The organism is Paenibacillus sp. MABNR03, from assembly GCF_050455445.1.
Lineage (GTDB): Bacteria > Bacillota > Bacilli > Paenibacillales > Paenibacillaceae > Paenibacillus > Paenibacillus xylanilyticus.
The window spans coordinates 1,244,850-1,266,129 of sequence record NZ_JBCIYR010000002.1; the positions used below are offsets into that span (position 1 = coordinate 1,244,850).

At 46.8% G+C, this 21,280-nt stretch carries 20 protein-coding genes; 18 read left to right on the forward strand and 2 right to left on the reverse strand.

The window, feature by feature from the left end:
• The first annotated feature begins 225 nt into the window (after nucleotides 1–225).
• From AAIH57_RS14475 to AAIH57_RS14505, 7 genes are all read left to right on the forward strand, one after another.
• On the forward strand, nucleotides 226–717 hold the full coding sequence (locus AAIH57_RS14475) for a phosphatidylglycerophosphatase A family protein (protein ID WP_175399639.1): 492 nt from the start codon (nucleotides 226–228) through the stop codon (nucleotides 715–717).
• Between the two features lie 248 nt (nucleotides 718–965).
• On the forward strand, nucleotides 966–1,154 hold the full coding sequence (locus tag AAIH57_RS14480; RefSeq protein WP_017689496.1) for a hypothetical protein: 189 nt from the start codon (nucleotides 966–968) through the stop codon (nucleotides 1,152–1,154).
• 414 nt (nucleotides 1,155–1,568) lie between these two features.
• A complete protein-coding gene (gene accD, locus AAIH57_RS14485; RefSeq protein ID WP_430022053.1) occupies nucleotides 1,569–2,462 on the forward strand; it encodes an acetyl-CoA carboxylase, carboxyltransferase subunit beta in 894 nt (297 codons plus the stop codon).
• Complete coding sequence (locus AAIH57_RS14490) at nucleotides 2,463–3,503, forward strand: acetyl-CoA carboxylase carboxyltransferase subunit alpha (protein ID WP_175399640.1); 1,041 nt, start codon at nucleotides 2,463–2,465, stop codon at nucleotides 3,501–3,503.
• 106 nt (nucleotides 3,504–3,609) lie between these two features.
• Nucleotides 3,610–5,037 carry a pyruvate kinase gene (gene pyk / locus AAIH57_RS14495; RefSeq protein ID WP_175399641.1) on the forward strand — a complete coding sequence of 476 codons (1,428 nt, stop codon included), beginning with the start codon at nucleotides 3,610–3,612 and terminating at the stop codon, nucleotides 5,035–5,037.
• 133 nt (nucleotides 5,038–5,170) lie between these two features.
• Nucleotides 5,171–5,677 carry an acyl-CoA thioesterase gene (locus AAIH57_RS14500; RefSeq protein ID WP_430022054.1) on the forward strand — a complete coding sequence of 169 codons (507 nt, stop codon included), beginning with the start codon at nucleotides 5,171–5,173 and terminating at the stop codon, nucleotides 5,675–5,677.
• The gene (locus tag AAIH57_RS14505; protein ID WP_127536528.1) at nucleotides 5,678–6,079 is read left to right on the forward strand and encodes an FxsA family protein; all 402 of its coding nucleotides are present in this window, start codon (nucleotides 5,678–5,680) and stop codon (nucleotides 6,077–6,079) included.
• Between the two features lie 85 nt (nucleotides 6,080–6,164).
• Here AAIH57_RS14505 and ytvI read toward each other — a convergent pair whose 3' ends face one another.
• Nucleotides 6,165–7,283, reverse strand: a complete 1,119-nt coding sequence (gene ytvI, locus AAIH57_RS14510; RefSeq protein WP_430022055.1) for a sporulation integral membrane protein YtvI — start codon at nucleotides 7,281–7,283, stop codon at nucleotides 6,165–6,167.
• Nucleotides 7,284–7,752: 469 nt separating this feature from the next.
• Between ytvI and citZ the strand changes: the two genes are divergently transcribed.
• The 4 genes from citZ to AAIH57_RS14530 all read left to right on the forward strand — a co-directional run bounded on the left by citZ (nucleotide 7,753) and on the right by AAIH57_RS14530 (nucleotide 11,826).
• Nucleotides 7,753–8,865: a citrate synthase gene (gene citZ, locus AAIH57_RS14515; RefSeq protein WP_175399644.1), complete on the forward strand. Its 1,113-nt coding sequence runs from the start codon at nucleotides 7,753–7,755 to the stop codon at nucleotides 8,863–8,865.
• A gap of 150 nt (nucleotides 8,866–9,015) precedes the next feature.
• On the forward strand, nucleotides 9,016–10,308 hold the full coding sequence (icd, locus tag AAIH57_RS14520) for an NADP-dependent isocitrate dehydrogenase (RefSeq protein ID WP_175399645.1): 1,293 nt from the start codon (nucleotides 9,016–9,018) through the stop codon (nucleotides 10,306–10,308).
• A 15-nt stretch (nucleotides 10,309–10,323) separates the two neighbouring features.
• On the forward strand, nucleotides 10,324–11,265 hold the full coding sequence (gene mdh, locus AAIH57_RS14525; RefSeq protein WP_175399646.1) for a malate dehydrogenase: 942 nt from the start codon (nucleotides 10,324–10,326) through the stop codon (nucleotides 11,263–11,265).
• 135 nt (nucleotides 11,266–11,400) lie between these two features.
• A complete protein-coding gene (locus tag AAIH57_RS14530) occupies nucleotides 11,401–11,826 on the forward strand; it encodes a hypothetical protein (RefSeq protein WP_175399647.1) in 426 nt (141 codons plus the stop codon).
• Nucleotides 11,827–11,984: 158 nt separating this feature from the next.
• On the opposite strand, the gene AAIH57_RS14535 is transcribed toward AAIH57_RS14530, so the two are convergent.
• Nucleotides 11,985–13,547: a histidine kinase N-terminal 7TM domain-containing protein gene (locus AAIH57_RS14535; RefSeq protein WP_175399648.1), complete on the reverse strand. Its 1,563-nt coding sequence runs from the start codon at nucleotides 13,545–13,547 to the stop codon at nucleotides 11,985–11,987.
• 364 nt (nucleotides 13,548–13,911) lie between these two features.
• On the opposite strand from AAIH57_RS14535, the gene AAIH57_RS14540 reads away from it, so the two are divergent.
• The 7 genes from AAIH57_RS14540 to phoU all read left to right on the forward strand — a co-directional run bounded on the left by AAIH57_RS14540 (nucleotide 13,912) and on the right by phoU (nucleotide 21,154).
• The gene (locus AAIH57_RS14540) at nucleotides 13,912–14,781 is read left to right on the forward strand and encodes an SDR family oxidoreductase (RefSeq protein ID WP_430022056.1); all 870 of its coding nucleotides are present in this window, start codon (nucleotides 13,912–13,914) and stop codon (nucleotides 14,779–14,781) included.
• A 285-nt stretch (nucleotides 14,782–15,066) separates the two neighbouring features.
• Nucleotides 15,067–15,426, forward strand: coding sequence for a cupin domain-containing protein (locus tag AAIH57_RS14545; protein ID WP_175399650.1), 360 nt, complete (start codon nucleotides 15,067–15,069; stop codon nucleotides 15,424–15,426).
• Nucleotides 15,427–15,441: 15 nt separating this feature from the next.
• Nucleotides 15,442–17,271, forward strand: coding sequence for a two-component system histidine kinase PnpS (gene pnpS, locus AAIH57_RS14550; RefSeq protein ID WP_175399651.1), 1,830 nt, complete (start codon nucleotides 15,442–15,444; stop codon nucleotides 17,269–17,271).
• A gap of 117 nt (nucleotides 17,272–17,388) precedes the next feature.
• Nucleotides 17,389–18,120, forward strand: a complete 732-nt coding sequence (locus tag AAIH57_RS14555; RefSeq protein WP_175399652.1) for a response regulator transcription factor — start codon at nucleotides 17,389–17,391, stop codon at nucleotides 18,118–18,120.
• A gap of 149 nt (nucleotides 18,121–18,269) precedes the next feature.
• On the forward strand, nucleotides 18,270–19,454 hold the full coding sequence (locus AAIH57_RS14560; protein ID WP_430022057.1) for a methyl-accepting chemotaxis protein: 1,185 nt from the start codon (nucleotides 18,270–18,272) through the stop codon (nucleotides 19,452–19,454).
• 220 nt (nucleotides 19,455–19,674) lie between these two features.
• Nucleotides 19,675–20,430 (forward strand): phosphate ABC transporter ATP-binding protein PstB, encoded by a 756-nt coding sequence (pstB, locus tag AAIH57_RS14565; RefSeq protein ID WP_095288115.1) that lies wholly within the window; start codon nucleotides 19,675–19,677, stop codon nucleotides 20,428–20,430.
• A gap of 64 nt (nucleotides 20,431–20,494) precedes the next feature.
• Nucleotides 20,495–21,154 (forward strand): phosphate signaling complex protein PhoU, encoded by a 660-nt coding sequence (phoU, locus tag AAIH57_RS14570; protein WP_175399654.1) that lies wholly within the window; start codon nucleotides 20,495–20,497, stop codon nucleotides 21,152–21,154.
• Nucleotides 21,155–21,280: the final 126 nt, after the last annotated feature.

Genomic DNA, 21,280 nt, shown 5'->3' on the forward strand with positions numbered 1-21,280 from the left:
TGACTTGGTTGGAGCCAATTACATTTAGTGAGAACCTGTCCGGCTTTATCGGGCAGGTTTTTTTGTTTACCCCACAGCGTGAAGAGCTGTTGCTGGATGATATCTGTCTGCCTTGAATGAGGGGCCATTGGCGATTTTTATGAACATTTTGCAAGTTTGCCGCATACACTTGAGAACACCGAAGGACCTGGCGGTCCTCGGGGGAGCGATGCGGGAGGTCGAGATATGTCATATGAAATCGTAGAAGCCATGCTGGCCCGGCGGGGTGTACAGATTGATGCAATCGCTGAAATTGTATATCGTCTGCAAAAAGGGTACCACCCGGAACTGACCATGGATGACTGTGTAACGAGTGTGAAATCAGTGCTGCAAAAAAGAGAGGTTCAGTATACATTGTATACGGGTATTGCTCTAGACGAGCTGGCAGAGAAACGTCTCTTGCCGCAGCCGCTGCAAGCGATTATGGAAGCGGATGAATCCCTGTATGGAGTGGACGAGACTCTGGCCCTTGGTATCACCCATGTGTATGGCATGATTGGTTTAACCAGCTTTGGTTACCTCGATAAAGAAAAAATAGGCGTCATTCACGATTTGAATGAAGACGGATCAGGCATTCATGTTTTCCTGGACGACCTGGTTGCCGGTCTCGCTGCCGCGGCTTCCGCCCGAATTGCGCACAAGAATCTTAATGCCAAAAAATACCCTAAGGATCTATAATTTCCTCCCTGGCTGCAGGGCATTTCAGGGCGGCTGTGCTGCCCTGAAGATCCTGAAAGCCTGAATCTTTTGCCAGACTACAGGAACAAAGTGTTAACCATATCAGTTATCCTAGTGGGACAAATGTCCCTCAAGTTCCCGTTTTCTCCCGTTAGGTCCCGAACCCTTCCTTGCAGAAAAAAAGTGAGGTATGGTATCATTAGTCCAATATACGGGCTCTGAACATTAGCTTAGGGGGCGGACATGGCATGTGGACGGTGATTTACATTGCACCGACAGCAAAGGTTGCGGACAAGATTAAGACCAAGCTTTCGGAAGAAGGTTTTCTGGTACAGACCCGTCCCATCAGTTTATCCAAGCAGCAATTTGAGATTCGCGTCCCTTCTGGGGAATTGGAAGAAGTTCAGGAAGTGCTGAATTCGATTCTGCATTCCTGATTTGATTCAACATCAGAGGTGCCTTGGCGAAGAAGAAAGTACCATCAATCGGTACATAAGGGGCTGACCGCGTAAGCGGAGAGAGGAAACGACTTGCATGTATTGTATGCTGCTGTCCTTCCTTCTTTTTTTGTTAGGCTATGGACTGACCAGGCTGCTCCCGGAGACCCTACCGAGACAAGTTCAAGTAATTCGCGCAACAATCTTTCGGTATTACAGGTAACATCAATTGTGCTGACAGAAGCCGCTGATTCTTGCCTTATGCCGGCGGATTTTTTTGTTGTGAATGTCTGGACAAGGCCCATTGCAGCGTGTGGGTCGCAAGCGGTTCACCGCAGTACCTGTGTAGAAGTCGCTTTTTAAGCGATTTGAAGCAGGTACGGCTATCAAATCAACGGCTGGAGAGGTGTAGTTGTGTTCAAAGATATATTCCAGAAAAAACGGAAGTACGCTACCATACCTTCCGAGCGTGCGGTTCGTGGCGAAGGCCAGGAAGTCGTAGAACGTCCCAAGCGTGAAATCCCTGAAGGGCTTATGAACAAGTGCAGCAAATGCGGCACGATTCAATATAGCAAGGAATTAGAGAAAAATCTGAAAGTATGTCCTGCTTGCGGCTACCACATGCGCTTGAATGCCATGGAGCGAATTGCCATGGTTTTGGACGAGCAAGGCTTTGTTGAGCTGGATGCCGACATGGTATCGGTGGACCCGCTTGGTTTTCCAGGATACAGCAGCAAGCTGGAACAACAGCGTCTGAAGTCAGGCTTGAAGGAAGCCGTAATCACAGGTGAAGGAACGATTGAAGGTTTACCTGTAGTTGTTGCTGTCATGAGTTTTGATTTCTTCACAGGCAGCATGGGTTCTGTCGTAGGGGAGAAAATTACACGTGCTGTAGAGCATGCGACCGAAAAAAACTTGCCCCTGATTATTTTTTCGACATCAGGTGGAGCACGGATGCAGGAAAGCATACTCAGCCTGATGCAGATGGCCAAAACAAGTGCAGCCCTGGCTCGTTTGGATGAACAGGGAGGACTATATATTTCGGTCATCACGGATCCGACTACCGGCGGGGTATCGGCGAGTTTCGCCAGTCTGGGCGATATCAACATTGCTGAACCAGGTGCCGTATTTGGTTTTGCCGGCCGAATTGTCATCGAGCAAACCATTCGTCAGAAGCTGCCTGAGGATTTCCAGACGGCAGAATTTAACATGCAGCATGGTCAGTTGGACTTGGTGATTCACCGGAAGGAACTTCGTTCGACCCTTGCCAAGCTTCTGGATATGCACAGCGAAAAAGGAGGGGTCTAAATGGCGGGTGAGTTGCCATATGAAGCGCCTCTGGTTGAGATGCGCAAAAAGATTGAGGAGCTTGTACAGTTTGGACAGGAGAAGGGCATTGATTTCACGGATGAAATCGCCCGCCTGGAGGAACGTTATCATAGACTTGAAGAAGAGATATATTCCGGCATAACGGCAGCCCAGAAAATGCATCTGGCACGTCATCAACAGCGTCCGACTGCACTTGACCTGATTCAGCTGATCTTTACCGATTTTATCGAACTTCATGGCGATCGGATGTTTGGTGACGATCTGGCCGTCGTTGGCGGCCTTGCGAAGCTGAACGGAAAAACGGTAACCGTCATCGGACAACAGCGGGGGAAGGATACGAAAGACAATATCGCCCGCTTTTTCGGGAGCGCACATCCGGAAGGTTTCCGCAAAGGACTGCGGCTGATGAAGCAGGCCAACAAATTTGGTCGTCCAATTATTACATTTGTTGATACTAAAGGAGCCTATCCGGGTAATACTGCAGAAGAGAGAGGTCAATCGGAAGCCATCGCCCGTAACCTGATTGAAATGGCGAAGCTCACGGTGCCTGTTATTGTTGTGGTCATCGGCGAAGGTGGAAGCGGCGGCGCACTCGCCCTGGCTGTAGGCAATCGTGTACTCATGCTGGAGCATGCCATTTATTCAGCGATCTCTCCTAATGGTGCTGCATCAATTCTGTGGAAGGATGCGTCCAAGGCAGATCAGGCAGCTGAAGCGATGAGAATTACAGCGAAGGATCTGCTTGAAATGGAAGTTATTGAGGAGATAGTTCCTGAACCACGTGGTGGTGCACACCGGGATTACGAAGGTGCGGCATCAGCGATCAGTGAAGCTCTCGTTCGTCATCTGGAAGAGATGAAAGACTGGAGTGGGGAACAGCTGAAGCAGGATCGTTACGAAAAATTCCGCAAAATCGGATCCGTTACGTTCGAATCGCCAACGCCACCAGCTCCAGTTGAAGCTCCTGAGGAACCCGTTCGAACCGATACAGTGAATAATTTGTCGGTAAATGCAGAATGATGTGACGAATTTCCTATACAAATGAACGAAAGTATAGTAAATTTAATAGTTGGAAAAAGAAAAAGACATATACAGAGAGACCTTTTAAAATCGGAGGAAACCCAAAATGCGCAAAACGAAAATTGTATGTACAATCGGTCCATCCAGTGAATCACTGGAGAATACCAAAAAACTGATTATGGCCGGTATGAACGTGGCCCGTCTGAACTTCTCCCACGGTGATTTCGATGAGCACGGCGGACGGATCAAAGCGATTCGCCAAGCATGCGAAGAGTTGAACAAAACTGTAGCAATCCTTTTGGACACCAAAGGACCGGAAATTCGGACAGGTAAACTTGAAGTTGAACCGATTGAACTGGTTCAGGACGAGTACATCACTTTGACAACAGAAGAAATTCTGGGCACCAAAGAACGTCTTTCCATTACGTATGCAGATCTACCGAATGATGTTGAGCCGGGATCTACAATTCTGATCGACGACGGTCTGATCGGACTGACTGTGGTGGAAGTGCAAGGCACCGAGATCAAATGCCGTATCGTTAACGGCGGAACGATCAAAAGCAAAAAAGGTGTTAACGTTCCGGGCGTTGCCATTTCTCTGCCGGGCATCACTGAAAAAGATGCGAACGATATCGTATTTGGTATCGAGCAAGGTATCGATTTCATCGCGGCTTCTTTTGTTCGTAAAGCAAGTGACGTGCTTGAGATTCGTGAATTGCTTGAGAAGCACAATGCCGGACATATCCAAATTATCTCCAAAATTGAGAACCAACAAGGCGTAGACAACCTGGATGAGATCCTTGAAGTTTCTGATGGCCTGATGGTTGCTCGTGGTGACCTTGGTGTGGAAATTCCTGCTGAAGAAGTACCATTGGTACAAAAACGCATGATCGAAAAATGTAATGTTGCAGGCAAACCGGTTATTACAGCAACACAAATGCTGGATTCCATGCAACGTAACCCGCGTCCAACACGTGCGGAAGCAAGTGACGTAGCGAATGCGATCTTCGACGGAACAGATGCGATCATGTTGTCCGGTGAGACAGCTGCGGGTAAATATCCTGTGGAATCCGTTCTGACGATGTCCCGTATTGCGGAAAAAGCAGAGTCCGCTCTGCCTTACCAAGAGCTGTATCTGAAACAACGTGTTGCACAACAAACAACCGTTACCGAAGCAATCAGCCAATCCGTTGCCCTGTCCGCTCAAGATCTGAACGCAAAAGCGATTATTACTTCGACAGAATCTGGCCATACGGCTCGTATGGTTTCCAAATATCGTCCGGAGGCTCCAATCATTGCCGTGACAACGGAAGATAGAACTTCCCGTCGTCTTGCACTAGCTTGGGGTGTTACACCGGTCAAAGGCAGACGTTGCGATTCAACGGATTCCTTGTTTGAGAATGCTATCGAAGGCGGAGTGAAATCCGGAATCGTCAAAGAAGGAGATCTGGTTGTCATTACTGCGGGTGTACCTCTTGGACGCTCCGGTTCCACTAACCTGATCAAAGTAAGTCAAATTCCAAACAACGCTTAATTGCATTAAGCTTTAGCTGGAGAATGAACAGGAATGAAGCAATGGGGCATTTGTCCCGTTGCTTTTTTCCATCTTTATGACACTTTTTACTTGACGAGTACGTATGAATGGTAGACCGAAGGAGGCCGATAACATGCAAGAACAGAGCCAAGGAAACTGGTATGCGGCACGTCTGCGTGTGCGCTATCAAGAGAGCGATCAGATGGGTGTGGTCTATCACGCCAATTATTTGAATTGGTTTGAAATCGGTCGAACCGAGATGATTCGCCAAATGGGGTATACATATCGTAAAATGGAGGAACAGGGGTTATTGCTTCCCGTAACCGGACTGGATGTGAAATATCATAAGCCTGCAAGGTATGATGATGAGATTATGATATTCACCCGAATTGTTGCATTTAGTGGTCTGCGATTAAATTATGAGTACGACGTAAGACGCACGACCGAAGACCTTGCTAAACAGATCGGCATTGGAGAACAGGTATGGACTTCCGATGAACCACTTCCGGGAGAACGACTGGTTACAGGCTCTACCCAACATGTGTGGGTGAATGAGGACTGGAAGCCCGTCAGGCTGGATAAGACCGCCCCTGAGCTCTACAGCGCACTTGAGAACGTGTGGCTCTCAGGAAAGGAGTAATTGGTAATGCGAAAATGGATGTGGGCTATACTATTATTCGTTCCGGTTATTGAATTGTTTGGATTTATTTTGATGAGTGACTGGATCGGAGCCGGGAAGACACTGCTTCTCATGATTCTCACGTCCTTGATTGGTATAGCGATGCTGCAGTTTGAAGGGCGAAAAGTACTCGTCGATGCCAAAACCGAGATGGAGCGCGGTAAAGTGCCTGGACGGAAAATGGTAGACGGACTTTTTATTTTTGTGGGTGGTTTCCTGCTGCTGATTCCAGGGTTTGTGACGGATATCATTGGATTTACCCTGGTGTTTCCGTTAACACGTGCAGTGTACCGTTTATTCTTCCTGGGTTGGCTTGAGAAAAAAATGAAAAACGGCAGCATCACCTTCTACCGCCGTCCGTAATCTTATAGTTGGCTCGATAAGGCTCCACCTGGCAGATCTTTTCCTGCAGGGCGGAGCCTTTTGCCATATAGAACTTGTACTAAAGCTATCGGACACGACCATTAATGATATAAGTCCTAAGATCACGCAGCACATTCGCCCGGTTGAATGCATCGAGGATGACCAGGCTGACAGGACCGATGATTAAGCCAAGTACACCAAAAAGCTTCAGTCCGACAAACATGCCCACCAGTGTCGCAAGCGGGTCCAAACCAACACTGCTTGCCAGCACCTTCGGTTCAATGATCTGCCGGGCAATCAGTACGATGAGATATACGACAGAAATACCAATCCCTAGATAAAGATCACCGTTCATGAACAGGTAGGCTGCCCAGGGGACCATTACCAATCCAACACCCAGATAAGGCAAAAGATCAACCAGGCCGATCAGCAAAGCGATAGTAAAGGCAGACTTCACCTGTAAAATGAGCAATCCAATCATAACAAATACCGCGGTAATGGAGATCATGATCAACTGAGCTCTGGCGTAACCGAACAAGGCCTTTTTCAGATCGTTCCATATGTCCGTGATCGGTTTGCGAATCGAGGAAGGCACCCATCCCGACACCGTGATACCATGCCGTGTCCAGCTTTTGCTAATAAAAAAGGTGGAGAGCAGGACGACAATTAATACAGCGCCCATATTAGGCAGTGAAGACAGTAAGCCAAGGATCATGTTGAAAAATCCAGTAACCAGATCGCTAACTGCCGTACCTACCGACTCGGTAGTTTTACTGATATTGCTGTTAATCGTTTCTTGATAATTGGGATTTTCCTTATAAAATTCGTTAATCTCGCTAATCAGATTCTGAATCGAATCATTTTGAGTCCAGCGGACAAAGGTTTCCTTGATCTCATCCACATGCAGGTCAAAACTTGTGGTGAGTGAAATCACTTCTTTTACCATACGGGTCACTGCGGCGGATAGCACCACTGCAATAGCCCCGAAATAAACAATTAATGAGAGAGTTACGGCTAACCAGCGTGGAAGGCGGGCTTTGTCCTGAAGCAGCTTCACCAGCGGATTCATGGCATAGGCGATAATCCATGCAATCACAAATGGATACAGAAGCGGGAACAGCAAGTATATGGCAAAGGCAATCAGAACGGTTGCAATAATGACCCATAAGCCGCGCAGCAGGCGTTTCATAATAATTCTGTCCAAACGTCACGTCTCCTTCTAACAATTTCGAACAGCATGGAAGCTATCTAGTTAATATAGAGCAATTGCAGCGTTTTGAAACGTTGGGATTGGCCTGCTGGGAATCATTTATTTTCTTTTGCCTAGAGTATGCCAGATCGGAGTGATTTATAGCAATAATCATGGAGCCAGCGCACAGAAATATATAAATAGGATAAAATGTCAACCTTGTTTTTGTAAAGGCTTTCAAAAATGATTTATAGGCGTGATAAAGAAGTTTGATGTGCGAATGACCTTTCGTGATGTTCACATAACCGACAAAATCCAGTATGATGATATAAGGAAATACCGATTGACAGATAAGAAACCCGAAATTTGACGGTTTTACTATTTAATGAATTGTAAATGTTTTCAACACCAATTTTGCGTTTCTGAGAGAGCTTCATCATGCTTTGTGGTTTCTTGATTTCGTTTATTAAAGGAGAGATGTAATATGACAGCTACCAAAGGTCTGGAAGGCATCGTTGCAACAACCTCTTCGATCAGTTCCATTGTAGACGGTGTGCTTACATACCGTGGCTACAATATTGACGATTTGGCTGAACATGCAAGCTTTGAAGAAGTTGCTTATTTGCTGTGGTTTGGCAAATTGCCCAATACGGATGAATTGAAATCCCTTCGTAAAAGCCTGAGCGATTACGCGCCGATTCCGAGCGAGTTGATTGCACAAATCCAATTGTATCCGAAAAACATGAGTACCATGGCAGCACTGCGTTCTGCAGTTTCCGCTCTGGGACTGTACGATGAGCAGGCTGACGAGATGACAGCTGAAGCCAATGAAAATAAAGCGGTCAAATTGCAAGCACAATTGCCAACCATTGTGGCAGCCATCGCCCGTATTCGTCAGGGTAAGGAACCTGTGGCTCCTAAAGAAGGCGCTTCCATTGCAGAGAACTTCCTGTATATGATGACAGGTGAAGAGCCTTCCGAAACGGCAGTTAAAGCGCTGGATCAGGCTCTGGTTCTGCACGCAGATCACGAACTGAATGCTTCCACGTTTGCAGCACGTGTAACTGTAGCAACGCTCTCCGACATTTATTCAGGTGTAACTTCTGCTATTGGCGCGCTGAAAGGACCGTTGCATGGTGGTGCGAATGAAGCTGTAATGAAAATGCTGAATGAAATCGGCACACCGGATCGTCTGGAAGCAGCCATTCAGGAGAAACTGAACAACCGTGAGAAAATCATGGGCTTCGGACACCGTGTATACAAAAACGGAGATCCGCGTGCCAAACATCTGCAGAAGATGTCCAAGGAACTGGGCAGCATGAACAATGACACCCGTCTCTATGAGATGTCTGTGAAGATAGAAGAGCTGGTTACCGGGCAAAAAGGGTTGAAGCCGAACGTGGATTTCTATTCCGCTTCCGTGTATACCCAACTGGGGATTGAACAGGAACTGTTTACACCGATCTTTGCCATCAGCCGGGTGTCCGGATGGACAGCTCATATTCTGGAGCAACTCGCGGATAACCGTATTATTCGTCCACGTGCTGAATATACAGGTCCAACGGATCAGCGTTACATTTCAGTTGAACTTCGCTAATGACCTCAAAACCAGTATAATAAACAGGGATGGGGTGAAGGGTCCCGAGATCTGGCTGCAATCCGGTCAGAGGATCAAGACCCTTCCTTCAATAAGACAAGCGGTATCATGATACCGGATACTACCAACACTCAAGGAGGAATTATGACTATGAAATTAGAAAAATTCGCTCATCCAACTGAAGGGGAAAAAATTCAGATTGATAACGGTACACTGCAAGTGCCCAATAACCCAATCATCCCATTCATCGAAGGTGACGGTACAGGCCGTGATATCTGGAAAGCTTCCAAACGTGTACTGGATGCAGCTGTAGAAAAAGCATATGATGGCAGCAAAAAAATTGCATGGTATGAAGTGTTTGCTGGTGAGAAAGCATTCAATACATACGGTGAATGGTTGCCAAACGATACGCTTGAAGCGATTCGTGAGTATATTGTAGCCATCAAAGGACCTCTGACGACGCCAATCGGTGGCGGAATTCGTTCCCTGAACGTTGCATTGCGTCAAGAGCTTGACCTGTACACTTGCTTGCGTCCTGTACGTTACTTCGACGGTGTACCTTCCCCGGTAAAACGTCCTGAGCTGGTAGACATGGTCATTTTCCGTGAAAATACGGAAGATATCTATGCAGGTATCGAGTATGCTGAAGGCTCGGATGAAGTGAAAAAAGTGATCCAGTTCCTGCAACAGGAAATGGGCGTTAACAAAATCCGTTTCCCTGAAACATCAGGTATCGGTATTAAGCCAGTATCTTCCGAAGGTTCGAAACGTTTGGTACGTGCAGCCGTTCAGTATGCCATCGATCACAACCGTAAGAGTGTGACATTGGTACACAAAGGTAACATCATGAAATTCACTGAAGGTGCCTTCAAAAACTGGGGTTATGAAGTAGCTGAGGATGAATTCGGCGATAAAGTGTTCACTTGGGCACAATACGATATCATCAAGGAAAAAGATGGTACAGATGCAGCGAATGCAGCACAAAAAGCAGCTGAAGATGCAGGTAAAATCATCGTTAAAGATGCAATTGCCGACATTGCTCTGCAACAAGTATTGACTCGTCCAGGCGAGTTCGATGTCATTGCTACATTGAACCTGAACGGTGACTACCTGTCCGATGCACTTGCAGCACAAGTTGGTGGTATTGGTATCGCTCCAGGGGCTAACATCAACTATGTAACAGGCCATGCCATTTTCGAAGCTACACACGGTACTGCACCTAAATATGCGGACAAAGATGTCGTGAACCCTGGTTCCGTTATTCTGTCCGGCGTTATGTTGCTTGAGCACCTGGGATGGCAAGAAGCTGCAAACCTGATCTACAAAGGAATGGAAACTTCCATCAACAACAAAACGGTAACATATGACTTTGCACGTCTGATGGATGGCGCTACTGAAGTGAAATGCTCTGAATTCGCTGATCAAATCATTAAAAACCTGTAAAGGGAGTTGAGAAGCATGACTATTCAGCGCAAAAAAATCACAGTAGTCGGCGCCGGGTTTACCGGAGCGACAACAGCTCTGATGCTTGCCCAAAAGGAACTCGGAGATGTTGTACTGGTTGATATTCCCCAATTGGAGAACCCGACTAAAGGTAAAGCACTCGATATGCTGGAGGCCAGCCCGGTACAAGGCTTTGACAGCAATATCATCGGAACTTCCAATTACGAAGACGCGGCAGGTTCGGACATTGTGATTATCACTGCAGGTATTGCCCGCAAACCGGGAATGAGCCGTGATGATCTGGTGAACACCAACGCAGGAATCGTGAAGTCCGTGTGTGAAAATGTGAAAAAATATTGCCCTGATTCCATCGTCATTATTCTGAGCAACCCGGTAGATGCGATGACTTATGCAGCATATAAGACACTAGGATTCCCTAAAAACCGAGTGATCGGTCAATCCGGTGTCCTGGATACGGCTCGATATTGCACATTCATTGCACAAGAGCTGAATGTATCAGTTGAGGATGTCCGTGGTTTCGTTCTTGGTGGCCACGGAGACGATATGGTACCTCTTGTTCGTTATTCGAGCGTCGGTGGTATTCCGATTGATACACTGATTCCGGCAGACCGCATCGAATCCATCGTACAACGCACACGTGTTGGTGGTGGCGAGATTGTCAATCTGCTTGGTAACGGAAGTGCGTATTATGCGCCTGCAGCTTCACTGGTTCAGATGACCGAAGCAATTCTGAAAGACAAAAAACGGATCATTCCAGTGATTGCTTACCTTGAGGGCGAATACGGTTATAACGATTTGTTCCTGGGAGTACCAACCATTCTGGGTGGAAACGGAATTGAAAAAGTGTTCGAACTCGAACTAACGCCTGAGGAAAAGGCGGGACTCGATAAATCTGCTGACTCGGTTCGAAACGTCATTTCAGTCGTAACCATCTAAGTTTGAAAACTTCTTGAACAGAAACAGTGAGAAAACCTCCGGAAAACCCGGAGGTTTTCTTTTCTTTGGATAAGTTCCCCAGTATAATGGGATGTGATGTATAGCACATTGAAAATGTTGAGGAGGATGGAAATTTTGACAATGATTATGTATTTGCTTCATATTATTGGAGCACTATCGATGGGATTCTATCTGATCTTACCGTTTGTAGTTGGTAAGATCCGCACTCTGAATGCTGCGGCACAAGAAGGCGCATTTACATCAGTTCGTTCATTGAACCGTTTTGCCCAGTATGGATTGGTTATCCAGCTTCTCACAGGGGGGTACCTCATGACGAAGGGAGAGTATTCCTACCTTTGGATGGGTGTAGTGGTTGTTCTATTGCTCGCAATCGCTGCCATTGGGGGCATTATGGGTAAACCGCTGCGGTTGGCTGCAGAAGGTGTGAAAAGCAACCGGGACGTAAGCCCTGAGCAAGGCAAGATCCGCACGTTTAGTACAATACTGGCTGTACTGCTGCTCATTATGATTTATCTTATGGTTGATCGAACTGTAATCTAAAATGTTAACGCAAGAATGTGATCTGAGGCAGGTTCTAACCTGAACTTAAAACGCTTGCAAAATCGGACAGGACAAGCCCTGCTGGGTAAATAGATCCTAGAGGCATTTAAAATAGACAACCCAAAGGGCTGTCTATTTTTTGTTTGCATTCTTTTTAATTAAGCGAGGCTGACTGAATGAGCATATACGGCGTTCCGGCCACTGCGTTTTGACTCGTATAGTGCACTGTCTGCATCTCGAAGCAATGACTCCAGTGAATCCGTAACACCACTGTATTGGGCAACGCCGAAGCTGGATGTAATGGGTATAAAAGTGCCTTCCACATCAAGCGGTTCATTCAGCAATGCCACACGTAACTGCTCGGCTAATCGCTTACCCTCCTGAAGAGTGGCATTCGGGAGTGCGATAACAAATTCCTCTCCGCCATACCGGGCAAACAGCATCTCGGAATTCAGATAACGATTACATACTGAAACGACATGAACAATGGCCTGATCGCCAACATCATGTCCGTAGGTATCGTTTATCCGTTTGAAATAATCAATATCAAATAAAATAAAGGATGCAGGCTGATGATTAAGCTGAGCCTCGTTCAGCAATTCCCGGCCTTTATGCAGGAAATGAGTTCGATTGTATATTTTGGTTAGACCATCGAAATAAGCGAGCTGCTTCAATTGTTCTTGCAGAAAGCGCTGCTCCGTTATATCGATCAGCATGATCAGGCTGCCAACGGCCTCTCCATTTTTGTTATATACATACGATGTTCTGACCTGGTAACAGACCGTCTGCCCGTGCAGCTGCCAATACAGATCGGTCTGTAGGCCTTCCCTTCCGTATTCCACAGGAAAAGTCTCACCGGCCAGTGAAAGCCAGATATCATTCAGCGGCTGTCCAACCATGCTCGTCTCAAGTTCAGGCAGCATATCACGCAACGCTTTGTTGTAATCGACCAGACGATTTGAACTATCCAGGACAATAACGCCCTCGCGCATACTCTCGAAAATGCTGTCTTTGGCAATAGGCACGATGGTCAATAGACGGGTGGACAGGATTGCCCAGATGTACATGGATGAGGTGATACACATGAGCACGGGAACGGGATCCATTCCTCCGGGTGTCATTCCCATTAAGTAAAGAAAGGCACCCGTCATGGGAATCAACTGGGAGGTAATCAAGGTGAGCAGCTGACGGCGATACATTTTTTTGGTATGTTTCCATTGCGCGATCAGGATCAGACAGGCACATAACAGACATGAAAAGGTAAATGCTCCGTGAACCACATACCATTGACCAGCGGCAATATCCATCAGAGGAACAGAACTATCCGTTCTAAGCCATACTTTTTTGTAGAACAGATGATGATAGTCATTGGTGGCAACCATAAAGAGCGTAATCGTCGGAATGATGAACAGTGCGGCAGTTGCCTTTTTGGATAAAGATTTTCCCGTGTACTGGATCATGAGGATCAGTCCGAGGGAGGCCGAAAAAGGCATGCCCATGTATTCCACTACCGTCCAGAATTTCATTTGTTCAAGTGTATTACTGGCGAGTTCAATGGCATACCCGAAGGTGTAAACGGATAAGGCAGCCGTATAGAGAATAAATACGTTGGCTCTGGAAATTTCCGATCTCCTAAAATACGTGTATACACACAAAAAAACATTCAGAACGGCTGAAGTGGCTACAAGGGATATATATGCATTGATGTGCGACGGTTCCATTGTTTGGTCTCCATGTCAGATTGAAATATCTGTTATTTGAAATGCCGGGTTGAACCCTTGTTTATACCGATAAAAGGAACAAAAGAACACATTTGTATACTGTACATTGTACATCAGCTGAAGCAGCATAGGAATTACAAATTGAATTTAGAAACAGTGTATTTCCGAAAAAAAGTGGATTTTTAGTGCAATTTTAATTAAATGCTATTTTCTGTTTGACCTCCAAAAGAGAGTGGTAAGTAAGTATCGAGACAGCAGTAGTGGACCTGGATGATGTCAGTTGCAGAGGAATAATCTGTTCTGTTCATGCCATCCTACAGAATGAGAACTTGTACAGCAATTCATTTTGAGAGGAGAATGTGAAATGTCAACCAATACACAAACGCAAAAAACGATGCCAGCGCAGCATCAGGATCAGCGTCCCGGAATTGAATCGGAGATGCATCCTAAACCGGAGTTCGAAAAACCGCAGTATAAGGCTGCGGATAAATTGTTGGACAAAGTCGCCCTAATTACCGGTGGTGACAGTGGAATTGGACGTGCCGTGGCCGTTACGTATGCCAAAGAGGGTGCGGATGTAGCCATCGTATATCTGAGTGAGCACAAGGATGCGGAAGAGACGAAGCGGCAAGTGGAGCAGGAAGGACGCAAGTGTATTCTGATTGCTGGGGACATTGGTGACGTCTCATTTGCCAAGAAAGCCGTTCAGCAGACGGTGGAGCAGCTGGGCAAGCTGGACATTGTGGTAAACAATGCTGCCGAGCAGCATCCGCAGCAGCAATTGGAGGATATTACGCCTGAACAGCTGGAGCGGACGTTCCGCACCAACATATTCGGGATGTTTTATGTCACACAGGCAGCCCTGCCACATCTGAAGCAAGGCAGCACGATTATCAACACGACGTCAATCACTGCCTATCGCGGAAATCCAACCCTGATCGATTATTCATCGACCAAAGGAGCCATTACGTCTTTCACGCGTTCCCTGTCCATGAATGTCGTCGAGAAAGGCATTCGTGTCAATGCAGTAGCTCCAGGCCCAATCTGGACCCCACTAATTCCGTCGACATTTGATGAGAAAAAGGTGAGCGAGTTCGGCGCAACGCAGCCAATGAAGCGTCCTGGTCAACCGGATGAGCTGGCTCCGGCTTATGTATATCTTGCATCGGATGATTCATCTTATGTAAGTGGACAAGTCATGCACATCAATGGCGGCGAAGTCGTTAACGGGTAATTCAATCTTGTATCTGGTAAGTTACTTAAACCATAATTCAGACGTATCGTTCGGCTGCTGCTGGGCGGTACGTCTTTTTAATTGTAACGACTGGCAAATTTCTATGCTGAGTTTACAAAAGTCAAGATCAGAAATGATAGTTACATGATATTCTTGATACATGTTCTCTCAGACTAAATGCAGCAAGGATAGTCCTATCCTTATCTGCTTCAAGTTAGAAACAGATTTGTCCCGAAGGCATCTGTGATATGATAGACGGAACATACGCATCGGGGAGGATACAACGTGAAGATTAGCAAACAAAATGCAGCGCATTACATATGGGGCGCGCAATGTGATGGATGGCATCTCGTCCAGAATGAGGGATTAAGCATTATCCATGAGCGCATGCCCGCGGGAACAGCTGAAATACGGCATTACCATTCCGCAAGCCGCCAATTCTTTTTTATTCTCAGTGGAGTGGCCTGTATGGAGCTTGATGGAGTGGAGTATACTCTTGAGCCACATGAAGGACTGGAGATTCCACCAGGTGTGCCTCATCAGATGCAAAATACAAGTGCAAATGAAGTCGAGTTTCTGGTTATTTCGCTGCCCAGCACACGTGGCGATCGCATAGAGCTAACTGATACAAGTGAGATTAATTAAAAAAGGAAGAGATTAATGAGACCGTTTCGAGTTCGCCTCTCCATCATCATGATGATATTGATTGGTGTATCCGTCATCGTGGCCGGATATACCATGGGCAGAGTATTTAAAACAACACATACCACTGCACTGGAGCAAACAATGGTGCGTGAAATCAATTTGCTGAAGGCGACGTTTCCTTTTCATGATGCAACCGATCCAACCTCGGCGGAAACAAGAAGGTATTACTCGGACAGTGCAGGCGAGCTGGAGAAGCTGACCGACTCAAGAGTTACGTTCATTAATCGAGATGGAACAGTCATTGGCGATTCGGAGACAGATCCTGCCGAGATGGATAATCACTCGGACCGGGAAGAGATTAAGGGCGCAGTCGGAGAAGGTTATGGCCAGTCGATCCGTTACAGTGAGACGTTGGGACAGGACATGTTATATGTCGCTCTGCCCGTAAACTCGGAACAAAGCGACATGGTGGAAGTGCCAGGCGGTAAATTCGATGGTTACATTCGATTGTCCATGAGTTTGGCTGCTGTGGACCAGGGGCTGCAGCGTGGCTGGTTGATTATGTTTGTTGCATTGGGATTGTTATTCCTGATTGTGGCTCTGGTCAGTTACCGGGTTGCCCGAGGATTAACATCACCGATCGAACACATTACGAAGGTAGCTCACCGGATTACCAAACTGGAGTATGACGCCAGGGTACAGGTAACACGCAGAGACGAAATTGGTCAGCTTGGCCTAGCGATTAACGGGATGGCTGACAGCCTCCAGACCCAGCTCAAGACGATTCGCGACAATGAAGCACTGCTTCAGAGTGTCCTGGCCAATATGGCAGGCGGCATAGTCATGATTGATGCGGGTCAGTCCATTGCACTGGTGAACCGGGAAGCAGAACGGATGCTGGGTATTCAGTCTGAGCGCGTGACGGGTAAACCTTATATTGAATTGAAGAAACATTATGAATTGACTCGGACGATTGAAGAAAGTGTGGCCGTTCAGGAGCGGATGCATGAAGAAGTAAGTATTTTTAACCCGGAAGAACGTTTAATTCGCATTGACGGCGTGCCAATGTCTGAGGATGACGGCGGATACCGGGGAATGTTATTCCTTTTGCAGGATGTTACGGCGATCCGGAGACTGGAATCGATGCGCAGTGAATTCGTCGCGAATGTTTCCCATGAATTGAAGACTCCTGTGGCTGCAGTCAAAGGGTTTGCTGAGACGCTTCTAAGTGGCGGGGTTCAGGATAAAGAGACAGAACGATCCTTCTTGCAGATCATCTATGATGAAGGTGATCGATTAAACCGGTTAATCGGGGATATTCTGGAGTTATCCAAAATTGAATCCAAGCGGGCACCGCTGCAGTGTTCTCCTGTACATGTGCATTCCTTCTTCGAGATGGTTCTGGGTACACTATCCAAAGTGGCGGAGAAAAAGCAGATTCGTCTGCAGATGCTTGTTCCGGAGGAACTGTATATCGAAGCCGACGAGGATAAGATGAAGCAGATTTTCATTAACCTGCTCTCAAATGGAATTAACTACACCCCGGAGGGTGGACGTGTCAAACTACAGGTGACGGTCGAACATGGTGAGGACGAGGAGCAGGTTGTATTTGCGGTATCTGACACCGGGATTGGCATTCCGAAGAAGGACCTGCCGCGCATTTTCGAACGTTTCTACCGGGTGGACAAGGGAAGATCACGCAACTCTGGGGGTACCGGGCTTGGATTGTCCATTGTGAAACATCTGGTTGAGCTGCATCACGGCAAGTTGTCCGTTGAAAGTGAACTTGGCATGGGAACAACTTTCAAGGTAATCCTTCCACTGATTCAGGATGAAGAAATCTAGGCCTGGAGAAGTGAATTGTAAAAACGGACAAATCGCTTTACACAGCGTTAACAAATAAGTGCTATGATATAAAAAGTGTTGTGGCAACAGACAACCTATAAGGAGAGAAGGGGTATCATGGCACAGCGTTTGCTAGTTATTGAAGATGAACCTACATTATCAAGATTACTTACGTATAACCTGACACAGGAAGGTTACGACGTTACAGCTGAAGATCATGGATCCTCAGGATACGACCGTGCAGTTTCCCAGGACTTTGATCTGATCCTGCTGGATCTGATGCTTCCCGGAATGAACGGCCTGGATATTCTGAACAAGTTAAGAATTCAGGGTGTAACTACACCTGTCATTATCCTTACTGCGAAAAATGGTGAAGCCGAGGTTGTACAGGGCCTGAAATCCGGAGCTGACGATTATATCACGAAGCCCTTTGGTGTTTCAGAATTGCTTGCCAGAGTGGATGCTGTATTGAGACGGTATTCCAATGGTGATGACATGCCACAGCCAGAGGACAAGGATGGTTCCCGAATTGTACTGGGCGAACTTGAGATCTACCCGTTGAAGTATGAAGTGACGCTAGGCGGACAATCCATTAGTCTGCGTCCCAAAGAATTCGAAGTGCTGCTCTATCTGGCCAAGAAGCCAGGCGTTGTGCTTACACGCGATGACCTGATGAATGCGGTCTGGGGCTTTGATTATATCGGAGGTCAGCGAACCGTAGACGTTCATGTCAGTTCGTTGCGTAAAAAGCTGGAGCTGGACCCGGAATCCGTCCACATCGATTCCATTCGAGGTGTTGGTTATAAACTGGTTGTAAAAAGAAAAACTCCCCATCATTCAAGTTCGTAATGATCGGGGAGTTTTATTTTACGTTCGATTTACAAAAACCTTTATTTTCCTTTACATAGAGGGAGTAGCATGAACTTGTCCGAGTGATTCTTAGGACCTACATAACCCATCTCAGGACGGAGCTCATACGTAAAGGAGATTGCGCATTTATGCCCATGTTGCTCGAAGAGAAGCCTGATCTACCCCTGGAAGATACATATAAACACGAGGATGATTCCGCTCTTGTAAATGAGGAAGATAATACGGAGTTATCCTTCAATAATCAGGTGTCCATCCGAGACTACTGTCGTCAGGTTCCCATGGTGGGGGTACATACCACCTGTGGAGAGGCTGCTAGCATGCTGAATCATGACCAGAGTTATCCATGTGTTGTATTGGGTGATGATCAGAATCGCCCGCAGGGGTTAATAATGCGGGAGAAATTGTACCGAATACTGAATGGACGTTTTGCCGCAGACTTGTTTTATCGCAAGCCCATATCGCATGTTGCTGATTCATCTCCGGTGGTTGTGGATGTACAAGCCGATGCGCCAGGAGTTATTGATGTAGCCTTATCACGAAGTGAGGAGCACTTCTATGACTGCATCATTATAACGGAGGAGCAAAGATTGCTTGGTGTGCTAACGATGCGGGATTTAATGTCCCTGTCCAGAAGGCTGCAGCACGAGGCAGGAGAAGAGCGCGTTCGTACCATTACGGAGAGCCGGCAAGAGATATCCCGGATTCATGAGTCGATAACCAAACTGGTTAGGTCCGCAGGAAAAACAGGAGAAGAAGCAAAAGAGATTATTCACTTGTCTGAGCAGGGCGCAATCAGTCTTATGCAGGTTGAGGCTTCCTATAACCGTGTACATCAGCACATGGAAGGCCAACGCCAACATGCGAGCGATATGCTGAACTCGATAGAAACCGGAGCGGGGATGGCACGTTCCATTCGTTCTCTGGCAGATCAAAGTGCATTGCTTGCCATGAATGCATCAATTGAGGCAGCCCATGCAGGCGACTATGGACGAGGGTTTCAGGTGGTAGCCAGTGAGATTCGTGCTCTGGCCAAGCAAACCCGAGAGGTTGCAGGGGATATGTCCTCTTTACTAGAAGGGATCGGGGAATTAACCAGACAAACGGTTGAACTGGTACGCGCCAGTGCTGCAGAGATTGACGAGAGCTCCGTACATGTTACCGAAGGGAGTGCAGCATTCAACCGATTAAGCACAGCCGTTGAAGGCATGCTGCATAACGCTGCCCATATCGCAGAGGAAGGCAGGCATACTGGAGAAGTGGCAGAGCATATTCGAAGAAAACTGGAGGCAATGGTTTCCGGAGAGGAAATTTAGATAAACGATAGACATCATTTACCATCTATGATCGTAGCCGGAAGGTCATGGCTTGTGAAGGATGTCTTTTTACATTCCGTTAACATGAAAGTGATACTGTTTTTACAATGAGAAGGTAGGATATTAAGGATGACCGAGAAGCTTAACATAAATGATAGCCCCCGGTCTCAACGTAAAGGGAGCTTGGTTTGTCCCTCCAGCGAAGGAGAAGTGAACATCCATGAAGGAACTCATTCACATTGAAGGACTTAATCTATACTATGATACGCACCATGCGCTTAAAAATATATCTATGGATCTGCCGGAGCGGACTGTCACTGCGTTCATTGGACCGTCAGGTTGCGGTAAATCCACGTTGCTTCGCACATTAAACCGGATGAATGACATGATTCCTGGTGTGCGTGTAGAAGGACAAGTTCTGCTCGATGGATCGGATATTTACAGTAATGAAATCGAAGTTGAGACGCTGCGCAAACGGGTAGGAATGGTGTTTCAACAGCCCAATCCGTTTCCAAAATCAATTTATGATAACGTCGCTTATGGCCCGCGTTTGCATGGTGTAACCCAGAAGGCCGAGCTGGACCAGTTGGTCGAGCAAAGTCTTGTTCACGCTGCATTATGGGATGAAGTAAAAGATGTGCTCAAGAAATCAGCTCTTAGTTTGTCAGGTGGTCAACAGCAGCGTCTGTGTATTGCACGAGCACTCGCGGTACAGCCTGATGTATTGCTGATGGATGAAGCAACTTCGGCCCTAGACCCAATCTCCACATTGAAGATCGAGGAACTGGTCAAGGAACTGCACAACAAGTATACGATTGTTATGGTAACCCACAACATGCATCAGGCTGCCCGTGTATCGGGTAAAACTGTATTTTTCCTGAATGGGGAAGTTGTGGAGGCCGCTGATACAGAAACGCTGTTCTCCACGCCACAGGATTCCCGGACCGAGGATTATATATCCGGACGGTTCGGTTAAGCAAGCTGAATTCGAACGAACCCGGCGTATCCGGAGATGATGGACAAGGAGGACAAGGAAACCTATGATTCGCAGAAAAGAATTTGATCAGGAGCTTGAAGAGCTGCGCATTTTGCTTCGGCAAATGGGTGAGCATGTAGGAAAGGCATTGGATGGTGCCATTGAGAGTTTACGGACATTGGATGCCGAGAAAGCTCAGGTCATCATCAAGAATGATGCGAATCTGAATGCTCTGGAAGACAAAATCATGGAACTGGGTTCCAAGCTGATTATTACCCAGCAGCCAGTTGCGAAGGATTTGCGACGCATTATTGTGGCATTCAAAATCTCAAGTGATCTGGAGCGTATGGGCGATCTCGCCTTGGATGTTGCAAAGGTTACGCTTCGTATGGAAGGCCAGGAGCTCATTAAACCACTGGTGGATATCCCGCGTATGGCGGAAATCGTCAAAGAGATGATTGATGAATCCATCGAGTCGTTCCTGAAAGAAAATACCGATCTGGCTTACAAAATGGCTCAAACGGATGATCAGGTTGACCAACTTTACAGCCATATGATTGGAGATCTGTACAGTTTCATGACATCGCATCCGAATCAGGCCTCTCAAGCCATGCTGCTCATGCTGGTAGGTCGTTATATTGAACGCATAGGTGATCATGCAACCAACATTGGTGAGAGCACGGTCTATCTGGTTACAGGCAAGCGTCCGGATCTAAACCAGTAATAAACAGCAAATATTTGGAATTGGGGACTATTTGCAACGAAAATAAGGGACTTTCTCCCGGCAGCCTGCAACATCAGGCTGTCTAAGGAGAGAGTTCCTTTTTTGCTGGATGAAATGTGTAAAAAG